This window comes from Peribacillus sp. FSL K6-5616 (assembly GCF_038008245.1).
Taxonomy (GTDB): Bacteria; Bacillota; Bacilli; order Bacillales; family DSM-1321; genus Peribacillus; species Peribacillus frigoritolerans.
Genome location: NZ_JBBOYT010000001.1, coordinates 5,347,316 through 5,370,000 on the forward strand (window position 1 = coordinate 5,347,316; position 22,685 = coordinate 5,370,000).

Annotated in this window: 23 protein-coding genes and 4 tRNA genes; 24 read left to right on the top strand and 3 right to left on the bottom strand. The window is 40.6% G+C overall.

Annotated features, from left to right (window positions below):
• Nucleotides 1–100 precede the first annotated feature (100 nt).
• A complete protein-coding gene (locus tag MHB45_RS26020; protein ID WP_048679936.1) occupies nt 101–1,483 on the top strand; it encodes a UDP-N-acetylmuramoyl-tripeptide--D-alanyl-D-alanine ligase in 1,383 nt (460 codons plus the stop codon).
• A gap of 310 nt (nt 1,484–1,793) precedes the next feature.
• Nucleotides 1,794–3,152: an IS1182 family transposase gene (locus MHB45_RS26025; protein ID WP_072272405.1), complete on the top strand. Its 1,359-nt coding sequence runs from the start codon at nt 1,794–1,796 to the stop codon at nt 3,150–3,152.
• Nucleotides 3,153–3,300: 148 nt separating this feature from the next.
• Here the strand turns inward: MHB45_RS26025 and MHB45_RS26030 are convergent, their stop codons facing one another.
• Nucleotides 3,301–4,452: a PP2C family protein-serine/threonine phosphatase gene (locus MHB45_RS26030; RefSeq protein ID WP_048682022.1), complete on the bottom strand. Its 1,152-nt coding sequence runs from the start codon at nt 4,450–4,452 to the stop codon at nt 3,301–3,303.
• 1,232 nt (nt 4,453–5,684) lie between these two features.
• Between MHB45_RS26030 and MHB45_RS26035 the strand changes: the two genes are divergently transcribed.
• The 3 genes from MHB45_RS26035 to MHB45_RS26045 all read left to right on the top strand — a co-directional run bounded on the left by MHB45_RS26035 (nt 5,685) and on the right by MHB45_RS26045 (nt 9,324).
• Nucleotides 5,685–7,184, top strand: a complete 1,500-nt coding sequence (locus MHB45_RS26035; protein WP_048682025.1) for a DEAD/DEAH box helicase — start codon at nt 5,685–5,687, stop codon at nt 7,182–7,184.
• A 210-nt stretch (nt 7,185–7,394) separates the two neighbouring features.
• Nucleotides 7,395–7,868 (top strand): PH domain-containing protein, encoded by a 474-nt coding sequence (locus MHB45_RS26040; protein WP_048682031.1) that lies wholly within the window; start codon nt 7,395–7,397, stop codon nt 7,866–7,868.
• On the top strand, nt 7,861–9,324 hold the full coding sequence (locus MHB45_RS26045; protein WP_340908147.1) for a PH domain-containing protein: 1,464 nt from the start codon (nt 7,861–7,863) through the stop codon (nt 9,322–9,324). The genes MHB45_RS26040 and MHB45_RS26045 overlap by 8 nt, the downstream gene beginning before the upstream one ends.
• 26 nt (nt 9,325–9,350) lie before the next feature.
• Here MHB45_RS26045 and MHB45_RS26050 read toward each other — a convergent pair whose 3' ends face one another.
• Entirely contained in the window at nt 9,351–9,941 is a 591-nt protein-coding gene (locus MHB45_RS26050; protein WP_048682037.1) for a rhomboid family intramembrane serine protease, read from the bottom strand.
• A gap of 108 nt (nt 9,942–10,049) precedes the next feature.
• Here MHB45_RS26050 and acpS point away from each other — a divergent pair, with 108 nt between their 5' ends.
• The 14 genes from acpS to MHB45_RS26120 all read left to right on the top strand — a co-directional run bounded on the left by acpS (nt 10,050) and on the right by MHB45_RS26120 (nt 21,389).
• On the top strand, nt 10,050–10,400 hold the full coding sequence (gene acpS / locus MHB45_RS26055; protein WP_048682039.1) for a holo-ACP synthase: 351 nt from the start codon (nt 10,050–10,052) through the stop codon (nt 10,398–10,400).
• Between the two features lie 242 nt (nt 10,401–10,642).
• Complete coding sequence (locus MHB45_RS26060; RefSeq protein ID WP_048682041.1) at nt 10,643–11,647, top strand: LolA family protein; 1,005 nt, start codon at nt 10,643–10,645, stop codon at nt 11,645–11,647.
• A gap of 217 nt (nt 11,648–11,864) precedes the next feature.
• A complete protein-coding gene (alr, locus tag MHB45_RS26065; protein WP_048682044.1) occupies nt 11,865–13,052 on the top strand; it encodes an alanine racemase in 1,188 nt (395 codons plus the stop codon).
• A gap of 160 nt (nt 13,053–13,212) precedes the next feature.
• On the top strand, nt 13,213–13,494 hold the full coding sequence (locus tag MHB45_RS26070) for a CopG family ribbon-helix-helix protein (RefSeq protein ID WP_034306380.1): 282 nt from the start codon (nt 13,213–13,215) through the stop codon (nt 13,492–13,494).
• 7 nt (nt 13,495–13,501) lie between these two features.
• Entirely contained in the window at nt 13,502–13,852 is a 351-nt protein-coding gene (locus MHB45_RS26075) for a type II toxin-antitoxin system PemK/MazF family toxin (protein ID WP_034306610.1), read from the top strand.
• A gap of 413 nt (nt 13,853–14,265) precedes the next feature.
• Nucleotides 14,266–15,093: an RsbT co-antagonist protein RsbRA gene (locus tag MHB45_RS26080; RefSeq protein WP_048682050.1), complete on the top strand. Its 828-nt coding sequence runs from the start codon at nt 14,266–14,268 to the stop codon at nt 15,091–15,093.
• Between the two features lie 2 nt (nt 15,094–15,095).
• Nucleotides 15,096–15,452 (top strand): STAS domain-containing protein, encoded by a 357-nt coding sequence (locus MHB45_RS26085; protein ID WP_048682053.1) that lies wholly within the window; start codon nt 15,096–15,098, stop codon nt 15,450–15,452.
• A 3-nt stretch (nt 15,453–15,455) separates the two neighbouring features.
• Nucleotides 15,456–15,857, top strand: coding sequence for an anti-sigma regulatory factor (locus MHB45_RS26090; protein ID WP_048682056.1), 402 nt, complete (start codon nt 15,456–15,458; stop codon nt 15,855–15,857).
• A 9-nt stretch (nt 15,858–15,866) separates the two neighbouring features.
• Nucleotides 15,867–16,877 carry a PP2C family protein-serine/threonine phosphatase gene (locus MHB45_RS26095; protein ID WP_048682059.1) on the top strand — a complete coding sequence of 337 codons (1,011 nt, stop codon included), beginning with the start codon at nt 15,867–15,869 and terminating at the stop codon, nt 16,875–16,877.
• A gap of 59 nt (nt 16,878–16,936) precedes the next feature.
• Nucleotides 16,937–17,269 (top strand): anti-sigma factor antagonist, encoded by a 333-nt coding sequence (locus MHB45_RS26100; protein WP_034306369.1) that lies wholly within the window; start codon nt 16,937–16,939, stop codon nt 17,267–17,269.
• A complete protein-coding gene (gene rsbW, locus MHB45_RS26105; RefSeq protein ID WP_034306366.1) occupies nt 17,266–17,739 on the top strand; it encodes an anti-sigma B factor RsbW in 474 nt (157 codons plus the stop codon). Before MHB45_RS26100 ends, rsbW begins: the two co-directional genes overlap by 4 nt.
• Entirely contained in the window at nt 17,717–18,505 is a 789-nt protein-coding gene (gene sigB, locus MHB45_RS26110; RefSeq protein ID WP_034306363.1) for an RNA polymerase sigma factor SigB, read from the top strand. The genes rsbW and sigB overlap by 23 nt, the downstream gene beginning before the upstream one ends.
• A complete protein-coding gene (locus MHB45_RS26115) occupies nt 18,502–19,113 on the top strand; it encodes a SpoIIE family protein phosphatase (protein WP_226990439.1) in 612 nt (203 codons plus the stop codon). Before sigB ends, MHB45_RS26115 begins: the two co-directional genes overlap by 4 nt.
• A 92-nt stretch (nt 19,114–19,205) precedes the next feature.
• On the top strand, nt 19,206–21,389 hold the full coding sequence (locus MHB45_RS26120) for a Tex family protein (protein ID WP_105718971.1): 2,184 nt from the start codon (nt 19,206–19,208) through the stop codon (nt 21,387–21,389).
• 75 nt (nt 21,390–21,464) lie between these two features.
• Here the strand turns inward: MHB45_RS26120 and cmpA are convergent, their stop codons facing one another.
• A complete protein-coding gene (gene cmpA / locus MHB45_RS26125) occupies nt 21,465–21,584 on the bottom strand; it encodes a cortex morphogenetic protein CmpA (protein ID WP_089364909.1) in 120 nt (39 codons plus the stop codon).
• An 83-nt stretch (nt 21,585–21,667) separates the two neighbouring features.
• Between cmpA and MHB45_RS26130 the strand changes: the two genes are divergently transcribed.
• The 5 genes from MHB45_RS26130 (at nt 21,668) to MHB45_RS26150 (ending at nt 22,644) form a co-directional block, all read left to right on the top strand.
• The gene (locus MHB45_RS26130; RefSeq protein ID WP_048682064.1) at nt 21,668–22,147 is read left to right on the top strand and encodes a SprT family protein; all 480 of its coding nucleotides are present in this window, start codon (nt 21,668–21,670) and stop codon (nt 22,145–22,147) included.
• Between the two features lie 132 nt (nt 22,148–22,279).
• Nucleotides 22,280–22,354: transfer RNA gene (locus tag MHB45_RS26135), tRNA-Asn, on the top strand.
• 6 nt (nt 22,355–22,360) lie between these two features.
• Nucleotides 22,361–22,451: transfer RNA gene (locus tag MHB45_RS26140), tRNA-Ser, on the top strand.
• 20 nt (nt 22,452–22,471) lie between these two features.
• Nucleotides 22,472–22,543: transfer RNA gene (locus MHB45_RS26145), tRNA-Glu, on the top strand.
• Nucleotides 22,544–22,568: 25 nt separating this feature from the next.
• A tRNA-Asp gene (locus tag MHB45_RS26150) sits at nt 22,569–22,644 on the top strand.
• Nucleotides 22,645–22,685: the final 41 nt, after the last annotated feature.

Sequence of the window (22,685 nt, forward strand, 5' to 3'; positions counted from 1 at the left end):
TGGATTCCAATCAGCAGGAACCGGTGCGATTTAAACTGGTTTCTGCTTCGTTTGGTTAACGGAGAGCGATTAACGGTTCGATGAATGTAGGAGGAACAAAATGATAAAGAGAACGTTAAAACAAGTACATGAAATGGCAGAGGGATTGAATGATATCAGTCCATTCCAGTCCAAAGGAATTAATGGGGTTACCATCGATTCAAGAACGGTTAAGGAAGGGTGTTTGTTCATTCCGCTTAAGGGTGAGCAGGTTGACGGCCATCAGTATGTCAAGCAGGCTTTAGCGCAAGGGGCTGCAGCTTCCTTTTGGCAAAGGGATGTTCCGAATCCTCCTGTTGATTTACCGATAATCATTGTCGAAAACACTGAGAAAGCACTTCAGCAATTGGCGCGTTCTTACCGCCAGGAGTTGAATATAAAAGTCATTGGGATAACAGGGAGCAACGGTAAGACCACTACGAAAGATATGACCGCTGCGCTGCTGGCCACTGCCTATAAGGTTCATAAAACAAATGGAAACTTCAATAATCATTTAGGTTTGCCGTTAACGGTGCTTTCTATGGCAGAGGATACGGAAGCGGCTGTTTTGGAAATGGGAATGAGCAGCCGCGGTGAAATCGAGTTCTTATCCAAAATGGCAAAGCCTGATGTAGCGATCATTACCAATATCGGTGAATCACACTTATTGGATTTAGGATCACGCGAGGAAATCGCGAATGCGAAGTTGGAAATTGTCGAAGGTTTGTCGAAAGATGGAACGCTGATATATCATGGTGATGAACCATTGCTTCGCAATCGGATCAAAAAGGATTTTCCTGATTTAAACGTAATATCTTTTGGACGTACGGAACAAAATGATTTATATCCACAGGCCATTAGCCAAGGGGCAGACAGTACCACGTTTACAATCGCAAGCGGTAATAAGGAAATCGGTTATGAGATACCTGTTTTAGGTCATCATAATGTTCTTAATGCGTTGGCTGCCATCTTGGTTGCTAAAGAATTCAATGTAGATGATTCGGCGATCCGTAAAGGCCTATCGGCCATTCAGTTAACTAATATGAGGATGGAATTGGTTGAAGGCGCAAAAGGGCAGAAAATCATCAATGATGCATATAATGCCAGTCCAACTTCAGTCAAGGCGGCAGTGGAGTTGGTTGAGGGCTTATCTGGGTTCGAGAATAAGATCCTTGTATTGGGAGATATGTTGGAGTTAGGGCCGCAGGAAAAAGACTTTCATACGAAAATTGGTGAATTGATTTCCAATGAGCGGATTGATAAGATTTTCACATATGGTACTTTAGCCGAGTTTATTGCCAAGGGAGCGAGCAAGTCTTTTTCATCGGAGCAGGTTCGCCCTTTTCAAGATAAGCAGGAGCTTATAGAGGAACTTAAGTCGTCCACACAGGAAAATGACATCATACTTGTTAAAGCTTCCAGGGGCATGAAGCTGGAGGAAGTCGTTCAAGCTCTACAAAAATAAAAAATAAAGAAAAGGCCGTTTCTTTTTTGAAACGGCCTCAGACTGTAGACAAACTCGATGAAAATCGAGTTTGTCTATTTTTATGGCTTGTACAATTTGGACGTTGATTTCCACTCCAGGCACTCGCTTTCCGCGGGCGGTCGGGGAGCCTCCTCGGCTTTCGCCTGCGGGGTCTCCCCTAGACGCGCTTTTCCCGCAGGAGTCTCGAACACCCGCTCCAATCAACTTTGTCTTACCTTTTAGATAGAACACTTTTGCCTGGAGTCATGTTTGTTTTAAAATAGAAGTATTAAAACTTGAGGTGATGAGGATGCTTTCTAAACATGATTCTATTCAGCGAGATCAACTTGAAATGATTACTTTAGATCAATTGGTGCCACCGAACCATTTGGTTCGTAAAATGGAGGCTGCCATTGACTTCACTTTCATTTATGACTTGGTGAAAGATATGTATTCAGAGGTAGGACGCCCAAGTATTGATCCAGTTATTTTAGTTAAACTGACTTTCATTCAATATACCTTCGGTATTCGTTCCATGCGTAAAACGATTGAAGAAGTTGAAACCAATATGGCTTACCGTTGGTTCTTAGGCTATGGTTTCCATGATAAAGTACCTCATTTCTCTACGTTCGGGAAAAATTATGAGCGACGCTTCAAAGATACAGATCTGTTTGAACAGATTTTCTATCGCATTTTAATGACAGCTGCTAATAAAAAGTTAATAAGTGCTGAACACGTTTTCGTGGATTCCACACATGTGAAAGCCAGTGCGAATAAACGGAAATTTGAAAAGAAAATCGTTCGTAAAGAAACACGAGCGTATCAAGGACGTCTTCAAGAAGAAATCAATCAAGATCGTGAAAACCATGGAAAAAAGCCTTTTCCACCAGATAAATTTGATAAAGAAGAGACCAAAGAGATTAAAGAAAGTACAACGGATTCTGAGAGTGGCTACTATGTGAAAGATGAACGAACAAAACAGTTTGCCTATTCATTCCACGCGGCCGCAGACCGCAACGGTTTTGTATTGGGAACGATTGTAACACCTGGAAATACACATGACAGTCAGATCTTAGAGCCACTAGTTGAACAAGTGATTGAGAAAGTTGGAAAACCGGAAGCCGTTGCCGCAGATGCAGCTTATAAAACACCAGCGATTACAAGCTACCTATTTAACAAAGAAATCATACCGGCTTTACCTTATACACGTCCTCGCACCAAAGAAGGATTTTTCCGCAAACAGGACTATGTATACGATGAACATTTTGATTGTTACCTTTGCCCTTCGGGCGAAACTTTAAAGTACTCAACAACAAATAAAGAGGGCTATCGCGAGTACAAATCGCCAAAACAAATTTGTACAACATGCTCATTTTTATCTCGGTGTACAGAAAGCAAAGACTGTCAAAAAGTGGTGACACGGCATATCTGGCAAACACATGTGGAAGAAGCAGATCATCTGCGTCATCATCAAGATGTAAAACCTATATATGCAAAACGTAAAGAAACGATTGAGCGTGTATTCGCAGATGCAAAAGAAAAGCATGGTATGCGTTGGACTACTTTAAGGGGACTTAAAAAATTGTCGATGCAGGCGATGCTTACTTTCGCTGCCATTAATTTAAAGAAGATGGCCAATTGGACATGGCAAGGTCCAAAAATGGCCTAACATAGTGGGCTCGTAGAGCCCCAATCTCTAAACTTTAGGCGAAAATTCAAAGGGAATTTCAAAAGGGGTTCAGAATTTTTTAATTCCGAACCCCTTTTGTCTACAAACTGAGGCCGTTTCTTTTTTGAAACGGCCTTTTTTATTGTGTTTAAAACAGTGTCCCGGCTATAATGCAGATGTCATCGTTAATCACTGAATGCCTCATCCTTGAGACCAATAGCTTCTGAAGAAGGTCATTTGTATCGAGATGGACATTTTCAATGAATTCCCTCTCGATATTGTCAGATCGGTCAATGGCGGAAGGTGTAGGCGTTTTAGACAGTTCATCTGTATAGATGATGAATCGGCTTCCTGGTTCATAATGAAAGACTACTTTTTTTATGGGCAATTCGGGGATCGGTCCGCTTGGGGTGGCCCCTTCGTTTAAATTGAGAATTTGGTTGGTGCATGGGGAATACAAAAAGGCTGAAGGAAGTCCGTAGTTCACATATTCGATGAGTCGATCCTTTGTATTCACGTATGCGATGAAGGCTGTAATACGAGCATGTTTTTTGTTTTGCCGATTAACTCCTTGAAATAGGTCCCGAATATGTTTGCCCAGTTCCTCTGTTATGTAAATGGGGTCTTTTACCCGTTTGATAAGGTCGGGCATCAAAGCCCTTATGGACATGTTTATAAGGGCTGTGTGGATGCCTTTTCCAAATACATCGATCATGATGAAGCCGTATATACTGTCATCAACCTCCGCCCAGTAAAATAAATCCCCAGAAAGGTCACTCGAAGGCTGAAAAAGGCCTTTGATCTCTATATCTTCATTATTTATCGACAAAGGTAAACTTGAAAGTTGAATGCCCTTTGCAATTCGCAGGCTCCTTGCCGATTTTTGGTGTATCTTTTCAAGCTCCTGCCCCTTCAGTTTTGCCGAAAACAATTGCATGCTGATGTTTTTGAGTGACCTTAATTTAATCCGGACTTCTACTGAATCGGCAGGGACTGCCATGGTTTCATAAAAGGTCTTTTCCGGTAAGGTCTGAGGGGGATCCATTCCTAAAGTGCGTTTGTAAATGAATAAGATAGGGATTTCGTGAGATTCAGCTAAGGCGAATAAAGAAGTTTGCTGCCAAGAATCTTTTGATATGTGTAAAGGCAAAATAAATAATGATTTCATTAAGTCCGATGAATCTTCGAATAGATGACTTTGATTGAGTGGATCCTCCAAAAAAGTGACTTTCTTGTTCATTTTCTTTAAGATTCGACCAAAATCCTTACATAAAGGAACATCTATTGTGAATATGTTCATATAACCCCCCGTTGATTTGTTGATAGGTCAATCATACTGTATTTAGAGTTATTTACTATAATTTTTAGACAAAAAGATGTAATTTTCGGAAAAATGAATGATCCCATGTACCTGGAAATTCAATCATGATAAGCCCTTTCTTCCAACGGGGGCAACCGTGGAAGGGTGTTATCATTAGATTTAATCCTTCCTGAAAAAGGTTTGTTGAAACTATTTGATTTAAACTCATATCATATATAAATGGATGTTCGTTTTGTGAAAAATTCACATGGATATAGTAAGTGGTCTGGAATGGTTTATCCCGAACCGTTATTTTAAAACAGGAATAGGTTACTGAAATCCTCCCAACTGGATTCCTGAAGCCAACTGTCGTTTCCGGTCTGAATCCACTTACGCATGATAGGTTATAGTAACTAAGGTAATTCTGTTGAATAAATCAGTTGTACATTTATCAGGTGGTGATATCCAATTTCACCGTTCTTGAAACGATCCAAAGTTTTAGTAACTGTGAATGGGGCGATATCCTTTATTGCATTAACAGTTTGAAAATGGTAATATGAGTATGAGTTTAAATGTCTTATCATTGATGATTATTTAAATTAATCAGGTTGAGGCAACAAAATTGTATGTTCTTACATGTTTCATGAGTTCATTCTTGAGATTATTTTAGATTAAATAGGCCGCGCGTCTGGTCATATATAAAAGCTGCATCTCTTGGCGGCTTTAGTAGCTATTAGGGAATCAAGCCGCATTTTTAGCGCTTTTCCACTTCTGCAAATCCTCAACGCACCGGGCCTGTTTTGTATAAGAATCTTGGCTCTCGTCAAGTTTTGTTCATCCAGCCTTTTTAAGTTTGATGAATAATAGGTGCAGCAGCCCTCACCTGAATAAAACGGTCAAACACCGTTTATGCTACTTTTAATTTTCCATATTGAATTTAATTTTGGTTACATGTACTTTTAAAAAGATGAGCGTAGGTTAATGATAAGTTTACACGTGCGCGAAATTAAAAATGCCAGTGAATGTCCGTACTGGTATATTTCCTTTTTAAAAAATCATATTGAGTTCATTTGAACTAAAAGGCAGACATACTTTTAGGTGATAATGATAAACTTTTTATTAAGAGATAAAGAAGAACATCCGTCATGATGATGAGGATTTGAACTAAAACATCTGTGCATGATCCATGAATGCACGTGTAAATTTACGATATAAAAAGGAGTACGAAAACATTGACATTGTTTAGCGAATTAGGATTAGATAGAACGTCCATGAAATCAATAGAAAAAATGGGATTTGAGGAAGCGAGCCCGATTCAATCCCAAACGATACCTCTAGCACTTGAAGGTAAAGATATAATCGGTCAAGCGCAAACAGGAACAGGTAAAACAGCAGCATTCGGTATTCCATTGATGGAAAACATCGATATCAATAACGAAAACGTGCAAGGGATCGTCATTGCACCTACACGTGAGCTTGCCATTCAAGTTTCCGAGGAACTTTTCAAGCTTGGTTACGGAAAACGTGCTCGTGTACTTGCAGTTTATGGTGGACAAGACATCGACCGTCAAATCCGTGCTTTAAAGAAAAAACCACATATTATCGTTGGTACGCCTGGTCGTCTTTTAGACCATATCAAACGTAAAAATATTAAATTAGGCGGAGTTCACACTGTAGTTCTTGATGAAGCGGATGAAATGCTTAACATGGGATTCATTGAGGATATTGAATTAATCCTTTCAACGGTTCCTGATGAAAGGCAAACATTGCTTTTCTCAGCTACAATGCCTGATCCGATCCGTAAAATTGCTGAAAGATTCATGCAAGAACCAGTTCTTGTACGTGTAAAAGCAAAAGAAATGACAGTGGATCGTATCGAACAATATTACTTGGAGTTAAAAGAAAGTGAAAAATTCGATACACTTGCACGCCTTTTCGATATTCAAACACCGGATCTTGCGATCGTCTTCGGACGTACGAAACGCCGTGTAGATGAATTGGCATCTGCATTGAATATCCGCGGTTATATGGCTGAAGGCATTCATGGTGACCTTAGCCAGGCAAAACGCCTTTCTGTATTGAAAAAGTTCAAAGACCGTAGCATCGATGTGCTCGTTGCTACTGACGTTGCTGCACGTGGACTTGATATTTCCGGCGTTACTCACGTATACAACTTTGATATCCCTCAAGATCCGGAAAGCTACGTTCACCGTATTGGACGTACAGGACGTGCGGGTAAACATGGTATAGCCATTACGTTTGTAACACCAAGAGAAAGAGGCCAACTGCATGCAGTTGAACATACAACGAAAAAACGTATGGAGAAACTTAAGACTCCTACGTTAACTGAAGCGTTGGAAGGTCAACAAAAAGCAGTAACGGAAAAAATCCTTAATACAATCGAGAATGAGGATTTAACTTTATATCTTGGTCAAGCGGAAGAGTTATTGCAAAAACATAGCGCAGCGGATTTAGTTGCAGCCATGCTTAAATCAATGACAAAAGAACCGGATCAAACGCCTATCAAGTTAACGGAAGAATCTCCATCTCCAATGCGTCGCAATCGCGGAGGAAGCGGATCTTCTGGCAACAGACAGCGCAATGGCCGCAGTTCTTCAGGCAGAAAAGATTACGGCAGCGGATCAGGGAAACGCCCAAGCACGAACCGTAAATCGAATGGTTACGGAAACCGCAGCACGAGCCAAAAAAGAGAAAAAACTAATAAGATTTAATTGAATTGGGAATGCCGCTCATTTGAGCGGCATTTTTTTATGTGCATCTCCAACTCTTCATGAAGGTATCCGCGGTTTTTGGATGGAATGCTCACAGCCTTTGTTTGAAAAGGGGTTAATTTCCAGTATTTAAATATAGTATAATGGATGAAAGCAAGGATGGATGATGATGATTCAATTAGCATTACCTGTCCGGAATAGGAGAAGCACATGGAACCTGAAAATCGTATATCGAATAAGGCCTTAACCGTATGGAAAATCAGTGGTCTTATAAGCTGTTCAATAACCTGGATTATAAGCATCGCCGTACTCGTGCTTACAATCATTTTTGATTGGACATATTGGGTGATTGGCGCGTTGGTCCTAATTTCGATAATCCAATCCTATCTGGCCATCTTTCTGATTCCGTCGGTTAAATGGAAGAGGTGGCGTTACGAAGTAAGAAATACTGAAATTGATATCCAAAGTGGTATTTTCGTCATTAAAAGAACACTCATACCCATGATAAGGGTTCAGCATGTTGAAACGAAGCAAGGGCCATTATTAAGAAAATACGATTTAGCCTCCGTTGAAATTTCCACTGCAGCTACTCTTCATGTTATCCCTGCCTTGGACCTTGCAGAGGCAGATGAATTGCGGCATTATATTTCGAGAATGGCAAGTGTGGAGGAAGAAGATGTCTGATCCTAAAAGGCTTCACCCCATAGCTGTATTGCTTAACATCATTAAATCGATTAAGGAGTTAGTCATCCCTTTTTTATTAGTGGTCGTCATTCCTGGGAAGAATGAAGGAATTCCCGGATGGATACAACCGCTGGTCATTGCCATTATTATACTTTTGATTATAGGGAATGCATTCTTGCAATGGTTACGCTTTACATATCGGATAGAAGAGGGCGAATTCAGAATTGAGTCCGGGGTATTCGTAAGGAAGAAACGGTATATAAAGTTTGATCGGATTCATAGCATGGATATATCAGAGGGCATCATCCAGAGGGTATTCAGCCTGGTGAAGCTGAATATTGAAACGGCAGGCGGGTCTCAGGCGGATGCCGTATTATCAGCCATAAGCAAAAGTGATGCGGATCGAATCAATGCTTATATAAGTGAGGAAAAAAATGCGTATAACCCATTTGATAGGGATAAAGATGAAGTCGTGGATAATGAAATTACAGCAAAATCATCTGCCGTTTTTAAGCAGACGCTGCCGCAGTTATTCGCTATGGCTGCCACTTCGGGAGCGGTAGGTGTCTTCCTATCCGGGGCAGTCGCTTTTATTTCACAGTTCGATGAAATGATACCTTTTGAGAGAATATTTAAGGATTATGAAGATTTTATTGAAATGGGGACCTTCATTCTGACCTTGTTTGCCCTTGTGGCTTTATTGGCGGTTTATGTGCTGGCCACATTAAGTATGGTAATTAAATACGCTTCCTTTACCGTGATAAAAACGGATGAGGAGATCGTTATTTCCAGGGGGCTTCTCGAGAAAAGACGGCTGACAATCCCTATCCATAAAATTCAAGGTATCCGGATCATGGAGAATTTAATTCGAAAGCCATTGGGATTGGCGACGGTTTATATTGAATATGCGGGAGGGAGCATGGAAGATAAAGAAAGTCTTTCCATCATGCTGTTCCCTTTAATCAGGAAGAAGCATTTACAGAAGAAAATCCTGGAAATCTTACCGGTTTATGAAACGGATACGGAGATGACACCAATACCCAAGCGTGCACTTTCCAGGTATGTGTTTCGAAAGTTTCTATACCTCATCCCGATCATCGGTGCCTTGGTATGGTTTTTCAGACCTTGGGGTTATCTTTCCTTCTTGCTTGTACCGTTGGCGATTTTTTGGGCATACATGCAATATAGAGATTCAGGTTGGAGCATAGAAGGGAATTTATTGCTAATGAGCAGCCGTTTTTTCTCGAAGCAAACATTGATCATGCAGAGAAGCAGAATTCAATCAATCACATATAAAAAAAGCTGGTTTCAGAATCGAAAAGAATTAGCCACCATTACAGCATCGATTAAATCAGGAATTACCTCCCGGGTCGGTATGGTTGCTGATGTGGAAGAAAAGGATTGCCTAATAATTAAATCATGGTATTCACCTAAAAAAGCAGTCGACTCCCAATGATTGAAAGGAAGAGTCGGCTGTTTGGCCTACCATTTTTTTCTTAAGAATAATGGAGCTGTTAAAAAGCCGGTTGCCATTCCAGCCAAATGACCGACAACGTTGATCTGCGGTTGGATGAAAGTCATGATAATGGCAATTCCGGTCAATGTATATACTGTATTTCTTTCGTTGTTCGTAAAATTGGTTTTATTGAACAGTACAAGATATAGAAAGAATCCGAGTAAACCAAAAATTGCTCCGCTAGCACCTACGTGGTTATATGTCAGTGGGTTAATCAGGAAGGTTGCGATATTGGCAAGGATCCCTGTCGATAAAAAGAAGATTGAAAACTTGAAGGCTCCAAGTAATTTCTCCAGGAATGGGCCAAAGATGGCAAGTGAGAATCCATTAAACAGTAAATGTGTAAACGTGCTATGTAGAAAGATGGGGGTGATCAAACGCCACCATTGTCCATCAGCGATGTATAAATTCACACCTGTGCCATAATAAAAGAGTACATTGCCGGGAAGTACGGGGAAAAGGACGAGAACGAATACAAGCATCATAATGAGTATGAGCACAGTTACAGCTCGATAAGAATTTGCATATTCGCGGAAGCTTTCTGTTCTTGTAAACATAAATTCCTCCTATAAATCGTTTTTAATTAGATACAATATTATCATTTTCAGGTAAAAGAGTCCTCCTAATGATATGCAACTTATTAAATTAATAGAAGAGGTGTCAAAGTGATTAAAGGTATAGGCGTGGACATTACTGAGTTGGATAGAATGGAAACATTGATTAATCGGCAACCCCGTTTAAAGGATCGTATATTGACGGAAAGTGAAATCTTGATTTTCGAAAAGTTAAATGGAAGAAGGAAGGTCGAGTATTTTGCTGGGCGTTTTGCGGCAAAGGAGGCTTTTTCAAAAGCGAACGGTACAGGGATCGGTAAACACTTATCCTTTTTGGATATTGAAATCATCTCGGATGATAAAGGAAAGCCGGTGATTTCTAAGCCGTTTTCTGAAGGTGTCCATCTTTCGATTAGCCATAGCAGGGATTATGCGGTTGCTCAAGTCGTAATTGAAGGGTGAGTGGAGTTTTGTCCAATCGGGTCATAAACCTTAAGGTTGTCTCATATACATTTAGTGCTATAGGGAGACAAGGCCCGGTAAAAGGTACATGGCAGAGTAGGTGCTCTCGAAAAGTTTTTAGCCGGATCGAGAAATGGTCCTGTCTAAAATACTGAGGAATTTAAGACATCAGTCGAGCCAATGTCCGGATCCTGCCTTTTCCTCTCCCTTTTACGTTCAAATGACAAAAAGGGGTTGAAAAGATGAAGAAGATGGTAATGCTTTTTGCAGGGATCATGCTCTTGCTTGCTCTTTCTGCTTGCGGCCAAAAATCGCAGAGTGATGTAGTAAGTGAATTGAATGAGAAGCTTGGTGAAATGAAAGGATATAAAGCTAACGCGAAGATGACATTAAAGATGGGGACGGAACCTCAAGTGTATAATGTGGAGATTTGGCATAAGGACCCTTCTTTTTACCGCGTGAATCTGAAAAATGAAGAGAAAGATCAAAGCCAGATGATTTTGAAAAATGATGATGGTGTATATGTTTTGACGCCTGCTTTGAATAAAAGTTTTAAATTTCAAAGCGAGTGGCCGGAGAACAGCAGTCAGGCCTATTTGTTCGAGTCGTTGGTGAAAGACATTACGGAAGATAAAAGTGCGACATATAAAGAAACGGATAAACATTATGTCTTTGAAACGAAAACGCGCTACCAAAACAATAAAATGTTACCATTTCAAGAGATTACTATAAACAAAAAGGATTTATCCCCAGTCAGTGTAAAAGTCATGGACCCTGATAGGACCGCTTTGGTTCTTGTTGAATTCTCAAAAGTAAAATTCGATACGAGTTTTGATAAAGATTCATTCGACATGAAGAAAAACATGACAAGTGCACAACTTGAAGCTCCCGTTATGGCAGAAGTCCAAAATGAGGGGTTTGCAGTGAAATACCCTGAAAATATTGGTGATATGAATTTAACGGAAGAAAAAGAAATTACGACGGAAAAGGGAGAACGTGTCGTTTTGACCTATGAGGGTACAAAAAGTTTTACATTAGTTCAGGAAAAAGCTGAGGTAGTCCAAACTTCCGTTTCGACGAATGTGAATGGAGAACCTGTTGATTTGGGTTATACTGTCGGTGCCATGACGGGAAATACGATTGCATGGACTTTTGAAGGTGTCGATTACATGCTAGCATCAAAGGATTTGACACAGGAAGAGATGATAGAAGTCGCCCGTTCGGTTGGGGAAGATCCAGTCAAATAGGATTACATAACAAGCTGATGTTTCCCGTCTCCTTACGAAGGTTTCTTCTGGGTAGGATAGGCGGGGAAGCGGCTTGTTGACATTTTTAACCCATTATTTGATTTAGGCTGTTAGCTGGGAAAAGAGGATCAAGGTGAAAAAGCACTTTATCTTTCTAGCGGTTGGTTATAGAATGGTCCTATAATGAAACGAAAACTTCGCTACTGGGAAGAATCTTATGGTGAGTGCAGGAAAGAAGGAAAAGGTCTTGGAAACGAAAATATTTCATCGAGATACGTGGGCAGAAGTAAATTTGGATAATATTTTTGAAAATATCTCTTCAATGAAAAAAAGTCTGAGAAAGGGCGTTAGTCTTTTCGCTGTCGTTAAAGCCAATGCTTATGGCCACGGGGACTATGAAGTGGCTAAAACGGCGCTTGATGCGGGGGCGGATTTTTTAAGTGTAGCTTTTTTGGATGAGGCTCTTGCCTTACGGAAAAAAGGTATATTGGCTCCGATTCTTGTCCTTGGGGCTTCTAGGCCTGAAAGTGCAGCGCTTGCTGCCGAGCATGGGATTTCCGTGACGGTTTTCGATGAAGCATGGTTGGAGAAGGCAAAGGATTTGTTGAAACCGGGACAAGTTTTGCAAATCCATGTAAAAGTGGATAGCGGCATGGGGAGAATCGGCATTCGAGATAAAGGTAAACTCATGAAAGTGGAAAGTTTGCTTAAGAGGGAAGCTTGTTTCAATTTCCAAGGGATATTCACTCATTTCGCGACTGCGGATGAAATGAAGACGGACTTATATGAAAAGCAGCTTGCTTTCTTTAAAGGGATGCTTTCCGAATTGACGGGAAAGCCGGAATATGTTCATGCAGCCAATAGTGCAGCTTCTTTAAGGTTCACCGATTTAGAATGGAATGCAATAAGAATGGGGATTTCCATGTATGGTTTGAGTCCTTCCATGGAAATGAAGCCGATATTGCCATTTCCATTAAAACAGGCTATATCATTGAGAACGGAAATGGTCGCGGTTAAACAGCTTGCTAAGGGTGAAAGCGTTAGTTATGGAGCGACTTATACGTCTGAAGGTGATGAATGGATTGGAACTTTGCCAATCGGGTATGCTGACGGTTGGATCCGTAAGCTGCAAGGTCAGGAAGTTCTTGTGGATGGAAAAAGAGTGCCCATAGTCGGAAGGATTTGCATGGATCAATGCATGATCAAGCTTCCTGGACCATACCCTGTAGGAACAGTGGTCACATTAATCGGGAATGATGGGGATGAATCGATCACTGTCGATGAGATAGCGGCAAAACTGGAAACGATCAACTATGAGGTGACATGCATGATAGGAGCAAGAGTGCCCCGCATATATATGAAAGACAATCAGATGAATCATGCACGCAACTTCATTTTGGAATGAGCGGATTGTAAAAAAATCCTAAGATTGTGAATAAGATTTCCTTTATTATGCTGATAATAGGATTGAGAATAGAATATACTCTTTGCAGATAGGCAATTTAATGGTAATATTGAAAAGGATATATAATAAAGGTGTGTAGTGATGGTGGAGGTGTATGTTTGTGTCTGAATCCAGCGCAACAAGAGAGATATTAATTCGATTACCTCAAAATTTTTTAACAGAGTTAGACGGGTATGCGAGTGAGGAAAATGTGAATCGCAGTGAATTTATTTATCGTGCCACAAAAATGTATCTTCGCGAACGTAAAAAGAAAGAGTTTCGTGAATCGATGAAACGCGGTTATATTGAAATGGCGGCCATTAATTTAACGATTGCTTCTGAAGCCTTCCAGGCTGAATTCGAGGCTGGTCATTGCGTTGAACGATTAGTTAGCGGAGGCTGAGCCATTGATTGTTGTTAAGCGTGGTGACGTATACTTCGCAGACCTTTCCCCGGTAGTCGGTTCAGAGCAGGGTGGAACCCGTCCGGTACTAATTTTACAAAACGATATTGGTAATCGCTTTAGTCCGACTGTGATCGTGGCAGCCATTACAGCTCAAATTCAAAAAGCGAAATTGCCTACGCATGTTGAGATTAATGCAAAAAAGTACGGATTCGAACGGGATTCCGTCATTTTATTAGAACAGATCCGGACTATCGATAAGCAGCGTTTAACTGATAAAATTACGCATCTTGACGAACCGATGATGCAAAAAGTCAATGAAGCTTTGCAAATAAGTTTAGGCCTCATTGAGTTTTAAAGAGAATTTTTCCCGTTAAACCGGGCGTTATTATAATACAAATCATTCTTGATATTATTTAGATGGCACGATTCCTGTACTGTGGGAATCGTGTTTTTTTATGAAATAACATAAACATGTGTCCAAAAAGTAAACAGGGAGGAAATATGAAAAATTTGACGAATAAAAACATTATACAGTTAGATATTGGATGGAATGTCATTGTTTTTTATGGTATCTCCCTAACTTTTCATTAATTTATGTTTTTCTTACCTGAATTTCGGGTATGTAGTTATGTTGTAAATACCTAAAAAAAGCAAAAGTGCAGTGGAGAAACTCGAAGGAAATCCAAATGGAAATAACATTACAGTTAGTTAACATCCTTGTGACGTGGACAGGGAAACATAGCAATTGTGTTAGAATGGGAGGATATTATGAATCAATTGGTTTACGATTTTATTAAGCAAAATCAAGATTACATCCTTACTGAGTGGATGGGCATCATGAAGGAAAGTACGGACGAAAGATTAATTAAAGTTGTCTCAGATCGAATGTTCACGCAAACGAGCAGTGAATTTATAGATATGATCATCACGAACGTTGATAGTAAAAACAAGGAATTCACATTGAAGCTTTCAGATTTTGCCGAGAAAGTCGTCCAATTGGGATGGCCTCTTACTTTCGTCAATGAAGGACTTCATAAGTTCACGTTAATTGTCATTAATGGAATGGTGGAAAAGGGTCTCGTTACTCCTGATAATCAAGTCAATCTCGTTAACCATTTGGATAAATGGGCGACACCGATAAATAATGAAATAGTCAATATATATACTCAAACTTGGGAAAGAACCGTTTCCATGCAAAAAATAGCGTTGCAAGAACTTTCGGCACCGCTCATTCCTGTATTGGAAGGAATTACGGTAATGCCGCTGATTGGTACGATTGATACGGAACGTGCCAAACAGATAATGGAAAACCTGTTGACTGGCGTGGTTAAGCATAGATCTGAAGTCGTTCTTATTGATATTACGGGCGTGCCGGTTGTGGATACCATGGTTGCCCACCATATCATTCAAGCTGCTGAGGCAGTCAGATTAGTGGGCGCCAAATGTATACTATGCGGCATCCGCCCTGAAATAGCTCAAACCATCGTTAATCTTGGCATTAATTTAAATGAAGTGATTACAAAAAATACGTTGAAAAAAGGGATAGAAGTTGCGTTGGAATTAACGAGCCGTAAGATCGTAAAGGTGGAGGGATAAGTATGAGGATTCCGATATTAAAGCTTTATGACTGCTTGTTAGTCTCTATACAGTGGGAATTGGATGATGTGACAGCCCTTCAATTTCAAGAGGATTTACTGCATAAGATTCATGAAACAAGCGCGAATGGCGTTGTTATAGATATTACCTCAATCGATTTTATTGATTCTTTTATCGCAAAGGTATTAGGCGATGTCTTTAGCATGTCTAAGCTTATGGGGGCCAAAGTTGTAATTACGGGAATCCAGCCTGCTGTTGCAATAACATTGATTGAACTAGGAATTAGTCTCGATGATGTTCTGACAGCATTAGACTTAGAGAAAGGCCTGGAGAAATTACAACAGGAATTGGGGGATTAAAGAATGGAGTTCCAATCCTGCGTAAAAATCATAAATGAATGGGACATCGTAGCTGCAAGGCAGCTCGGAAGAAATGTCGCTAAAGAGTTGGGGTTCGGTACTGTAGACCAGGCCAGAATCACAACGGCCATTAGCGAATTGGCCCGAAACATATACCTATATGCTGGACAAGGCAGTGTTAGCATAGAAAAGCTAAATATAAATGGGAAGTCAGGATTGAAAATCATTGCAGAAGACCAAGGGCCGGGAATTGAGGATATCCGCAGAGTCATGGAAGATGGATATACCACCTCAGGGGGGCTGGGGGCAGGCCTTCCTGGAGCCAAACGTTTAATGGATGACTTTGATATTGAATCGATACCAGGTGAAGGGACTAAGATTATCGCGACGAAATGGCTCCGTTAGGGGGGGACTATGGATATTAGGGAGAACATGGAGAAAAAGTATCATGAGGCGCTTTCTACTTATCTTAAAGACCAAAATGAGCAGGCACTCTATCAAGGGCAGAAGATTAGCCGCCTACATATCAAATACAATATATCTCCAGAAGAAATCATAAGTATGCATAAAAATAACTTAATGGAACTTTACCCGGAATTACCGGGAAAAGTATTGGATTCTTTCGATTTTCTGCTAGAAGTCATGATGGGCTACGGCATTGCATACCGTGAACATCAAAGCCTCAGACATCAACAGCAGGAACTGAAAACGGAAATCGAGATAGCGGCAAACGTTCAACACACTCTTTTGGAAACGGAAATCCCTGATATCAAAGCTCTTGAAATTGGGGCGATCAGTGTTCCTGCGAGGCAGATGAACGGGGATTACTATCACTTCGTCCAGGATGAAAATGAGCGTATAGGGGTAGGGATAGCCGATGTCATAGGAAAAGGGATCCCTGCTGCGCTGTGCATGTCGATGATCAAATATGCGATGGACAGTCTTCCGGAGCATCGTCATGAACCGAATAGTGTACTTGAGAGCTTGAACCGGGTTGTGGAGCATAATGTTGATCCAAGCATGTTCATAACCATGTTCTATGGTTTATATGATCCGCATGACAGGCAATTTTCCTATGCTTCAGCCGGACATGAACCTGGATTTTACTATGACGCAGCTACAGGTACTTTTAGCGATTTGGATGCAAAGGGCTTGTTGCTTGGCGTTGATAAGAAAACAAGGTATCGCCAATATGAAAAAACGGTGAATCGTGGAGACATGATCATTTTATTATCTGACGGAGTAACGGAGTGCCGCACGAATGATGGGTTCATAGAAAGGGAAACGCTTATTGGTTTGATTAGAAAGAATATGCATTTGCAAGCCCAGGAAATGGTGAATAATATATATAAACAATTGGAGAAAATGCAGAACTTCCAACTGAGGGATGATTTTACATTAATAATTTTAAAATCAAATGTTTAGTATTGTTTCTGCTGGGTATAGATATAGGAATGAAGAGGATTTGAAGAGGTGGGTCAAGGATGAATATAACAGTAGATGTTAATGAATTGAATACTGAATTTAATGTAAAACTAAAAGGTGAAATCGATGCTTATACTGCACCGAAACTAAGAGAATCATTATTTCCAATTTCAGAGCAGGAAAATGTTTCGATTACTATTGATCTAACTGAAGTTTCGTATATGGATAGTACGGGACTCGGGGTATTCGTCGGTGCTTTTAAAAGCGTAAGGGCGCATAATGGCGAGTTCACGTTAGTTGGATTATCGGAAAGGTTACGACGTTTATTTGATATAACAGGTCTTGCAGATATCATTGATATAAAAAGTGGTACAGAGGGTGGGTTAGAATGAGTCAAGTATATGATTACATCGAAATGAAAATACCTGCAAAACCAGAATTCATCGGTGTCATTCGTTTAACGCTTTCTGGAATTGGAAGCCGGATGGGATTTGCGTATGATGAAATAGAGGATTTGAAAATCGCTACCAGTGAAGCTTGTACAAATGCGGTACAGCATGCATATAAGGATTCTGAAAAAGGTGAAGTGAAAGTAAGTTTCGGCCTTTATCCTGACCGTTTGGAGGTCATGGTTTCCGATAGTGGCAAGAGCTGTAATTTCGAGGAGGTTCGTCAAGGGCTAGGTCCATACGAAAATGGACAAAAAGTCGAACTTTTGAGAGAAGGAGGCTTGGGTCTTTACCTTATTGAAACTCTGATGGATGATGTAAAAATTCATCAGCATGATGGGGTTACTGTATTTATGACTAAGTTTTTAGAAGGAGAGCAGGTGGAGATGGATGCAAAAACAGTCTCAACCTAATCAGGCACAAAGAGAACAGGTAAATGAATGGATCAGAGCTTACCAGCAGAATCAAGATGAAGAAGCGCAGAGTAATCTCGTCATCCATTATAAAAGTTTGGTTGAAACAATCTCCCGTAAGTATGCGAAAGGGAAATCATTTCAGGAGGATATCTCCCAAGTCGGCATGATTGGTCTATTAGGTGCCATTCGACGATATGATGAATCCTTCGGCAAGAGCTTTGAGGCATTTGCCGTCCCCACTATTATCGGGGAAATCAAAAGGTTCCTTCGTGACAAAACATGGAGTGTCCATGTGCCAAGGAGAATTAAGGAACTAGGTCCGAAAATCAGGGTGACTGTCGAGGAGTTAACGACAACTCTGCACCGTTCACCAAGAATAGATGAAATAGCCGATAGTATAGGCGTGACCGAGGAAGAAGTTTTAGAGGCGATGGAAATGGGAAAAAGCTATCAAGCTTTATCCGTGGATCATTCTATTGAGGCGGATTCTGATGGCGGCACTGTCACATTGCTTGATATATTCGGAAATGTCGATGAAGGTTTTGAAAAGGTCAATCAGCGTCTTGTGCTTGAAAAAGTGCTTCATGTGCTGAGTGACCGTGAAAAGATGATCATTCAACATACTTATTTAGAGAATTTAAGCCAGAAAGAAGCTGGCGATAAGCTTGGGATTTCCCAAATGCATGTGTCAAGGCTCCAACGCCGAGCGATCAAGAAACTTCAAGAAGCCATTAATGCTGAAAACTCGGAGTTAATTCAGTGATCAAAGATATTCTGAGGGGAGAAAAAATAGAAGTCCTTGTCTCTCAATCGTCTAAAAATGGGATGGTTTACTGTGGCGATGATTACTTTTTTCTTCATACGGAAGAATACTTTGTATGTGTCCTGGCAGATGGGCTAGGCAGCGGGAAAAATGCATACGATTCATCCCATGCCGTCATCGAGGAAGTTAAACGTAATCATGATTTGGATGTGGATGCATTAATGGCAGTGTGCAATCAAGTTTTAGTCGATAAACGGGGGGCAGCCGTTTCCATTTTGAAAATCTTTTATGACAAGAATGAATTTGTATACAGTTCAGTGGGTAACATCCGCTTTTTCCTGTATAATCCAAGCGACGATAAACTCGTTTACCCTTTACCTGTTACAGGGTATTTATCCGGCAGGAAACAAAAATACAGGACGCAGAGATACAAATATGAACCAAATGCAAAATTCATTCTTCATTCCGATGGTTTGGAACTTAAGGGAGCTAAGTCTTTTTTAAAAAGGCTGGTCCCTATCGATAAGAACGCCCAATGCATATTAAAAAGCAGTCCATTAACTGCAGATGATACAACTTTCATTTTAGGAAGCTTACTTTCGCCATGATTCGGAAGTGAGCTTTTTTGTATGGAATTCGCAACTTCATCGCTCATTTGCTAGACTATATATATTAGATTAAAAGGTTGGAGGTATACAAAATGATCGTTATAGAAGATACATTAAAAGAATTGATAAAACAAATATCCAATGAGCTGACTTTGAAAAATCATCAGGTCCAAAACGTCATACAGATGCTGCAAGAGGGGAATACTGTCCCTTTTATCGCACGGTATAGAAAAGAAATGACTGGTTCACTTGATGAAGTGCAGATTCGTTCCATTATGGAAAGATGGAACTATCTAGAAAACCTTGGCCAGAGGAAAGCGGAAGTTACGCGTTCAATTGGTGAACAGGGAAAATTGACGGAAGAATTAACAAAACAAATCGAGAAGGCAACAAAACTGCAGGAAGTCGAGGATTTATACAGGCCATTCAAGCAAAAAAGGAGAACGAAAGCGACAGTTGCTAAAGAAAAGGGTCTTGAACCACTGGCTAATTGGCTTTTGGAATGTCAAATGCATCCTCGAGTCAGCGAAAAAGCAGCTGAATTCATATCGGCAGAAAAAGAAGTTCCTTCTATTGAAGAGGCTATTGCAGGTGCGCAGGATATCATAGCTGAACATATATCCGATGATGCGGAATTAAGGAAGTGGATAAGGGCTGAAATTTTCAAAGCTGGAAAAGTGGTTTCAACTGTGAAAAATGAAGAGAAAGACGAGAAAAAAATCTTCGAAATGTACTATGAATATGAGGAGCCGGTTCAAAGAATCGTACCACATCGGGTATTGGCGCTGAATAGAGGTGAAAAGGAAGAGGTTTTGCGAATTTCCATTCAGCCCAGGACTGAAGTCATCATTGGTCATCTGGAACGTAAAATCATTAAAAATAACAAATCTGAAGCCCAAGTTGTTCTTAAATCTTCGATTGAGGATGGACTTAAGCGTTTGATCATGCCTTCTGTAGAGCGGGAGATCAGAAAAGAGCTGACGGAAAAAGCGGAGGATCAAGCTATCCACATTTTTTCTGAAAACCTCCGGAACCTGCTCTTGCAGCCTCCGCTTAAAGGAAAAGTGGTCCTCGCCTTAGATCCGGCATATCGGACTGGCTGTAAACTTGCTGTCATTGATGAAACCGGAAAAGTACTCGATATCAGTGTGATCTATCCGCATCCTCCTGCTGCGAAACTTCATGCTGCCCGTGAAAAAACGATCGAAATACTTCAGCGGTTCTCGGTTGAGATCGTGGCAATCGGCAATGGTACGGCATCACGTGAATCAGAGCAATTCATTGCAGATATTCTAAAAGAAGTGAAAGGGAACATTTCATATATAATTGTTAATGAAGCGGGAGCTAGTGTGTATTCAGCTTCGGATATTGCCCGTGAAGAGTTTCCGGATCTTCAAGTAGAACAGAGAAGCGCCGTTTCGATAGGTAGAAGGCTTCAAGATCCCCTTGCTGAACTTGTAAAAATTGATCCGCAATCGGTGGGAGTAGGCCAGTATCAACATGATGTGTCTCAGAAAAAGTTAACGGAATCCCTCACCTTTGTAGTGGAAACAGCTGTTAACCAGGTGGGTGTTAATGTCAATACCGCTTCATCGTCTCTATTACAATATGTAGCTGGTTTATCAAAATCGGTTGCTCAAAATATTGTGAAGAAAAGGGAAGTGGAAGGAAAGTTTTCAAGCAGGAAGGAATTAAAGAAGATTCCCCGGCTGGGTTCCAAAACATATGAACAATGTATAGGGTTCTTACGTATCATTAATGGAGATGAACCTTTAGATCAAACCGCGATACATCCTGAGAACTACAGTGCCGTGAATAAATTATTGAAGAAAATGGGATTCACATCTGATGATTTAGGCAGTGATGCACTGAATGAAGAGTTAGGTAAATTAAATCCGGCTGATTTGGTCAATGAATTGGAAATTGGGGAAATTACGATTAAAGATATCATCGATGATTTGATGAAACCGGGAAGAGATCCTCGGGATGAGTTATCAAAACCGCTGCTTAAGCAGGATGTACTAAAAATGGAGGATCTGCAAACTGGGATGGAATTACAAGGTACAGTGAGGAATGTTGTGGATTTTGGTGCGTTTGTGGACATCGGTGTTAAACAGGATGGACTGGTGCATATTTCTAAACTGAGCAACCGGTTTGTAAAGCACCCATTGGATGTAGTTGCCGTTGGGGATGTTGTCACAGTCTGGGTCGAACTTGTTGACTCCCAAAAGCAAAGGGTATCTTTAACGATGCTCGAGCCAAAGGATCAAAACTAGCCTAAGGTAAGCTCCTTCTATATTAGAAGGGGTTTTTTTTGAAATGATGTATTTATACTTGGAACAATGTCGAATCTATAACCTGAGACTTTCTTTCTTTTGATAAAAAAACCAACATTGATTCAACATCTTCACTTGATAATAATCCTTTTCATAAAAGGCTTTGCGGATTTGATTCTGGAACCAATTAGGCATAGCTTTTCCTCCCTTAGTTTCCTATTGTATTATTAGTCTATGTTATAATGGGTTGTCATGTTACCAAGGAAAGGGAGGGGGAAATGGATAATCGTCAATTGCAAAAACTAGTAGAAGAAATTTCGTTGAAAGACTTTAAAAAGGCCTTTAGACACCAAGCGAGTTTTAATCCGCGTCTCCGGACAACAGGAGGACGATACTTGCTCCGTTCACACAATATAGAAATAAATAAGAAGTATCTTGATGAACGCGGTGTGGAAGAAATGATTGGAATCATTAAGCATGAATTGTGCCATTACCATCTGCACATCGAGAAGAAGGGGTACCAGCATCGTGATGCGGACTTTAAGCATTTACTCAAAAAAGTGGGGGCACCGAGATTTTGCGAGCCGCTGCCATCTAACCAATTAAAGAAAAAGATGAATACAATTCAATATAAATGTGAAGACTGTCAGCAGGTATATATAAGAAAAAAACGAATCGACACTACCCGTTTCGTTTGTGGTAAATGTCGTGGAACATTGATTTACCAAGGGTTTAAGGAGCAAAAAACAAAAAAATAAAAAAGCACAAAAGAACTCTTGACTTTAGGTTGCAACCTCTTTATAATCATAAGAGTCGACAAGATAACAACTTGTCCTTAACGACAAACACTAAGGTCCTTGAGCGTGAAAAAGGAACCCAATTTTCATTATTCCGCAGTAGCTCAGTGGTAGAGCATTCGGCTGTTAACCGAACGGTCGTAGGTTCGAGTCCTACCTGCGGAGCCATTTTTTGGGGAAGTACTCAAGAGGCTGAAGAGGCGCCCCTGCTAAGGGTGTAGGTCGCGTAAGCGGCGCGAGGGTTCAAATCCCTCCTTCTCCGCCAGTTACACATTTTTATATCAAGGCCCATTGGTCAAGCGGTTAAGACACCGCCCTTTCACGGCGGTAACACGGGTTCGAATCCCGTATGGGTCACTTTCTTATACACAATCAAAATACTGGTCCCGTGGTGTAGCGGTTAACATGCCTGCCTGTCACGCAGGAGATCGCGGGTTCGATTCCCGTCGGGACCGCCATTTTTTCTTTAAAAAACCCTTGCCAAATAAATATTATCGTG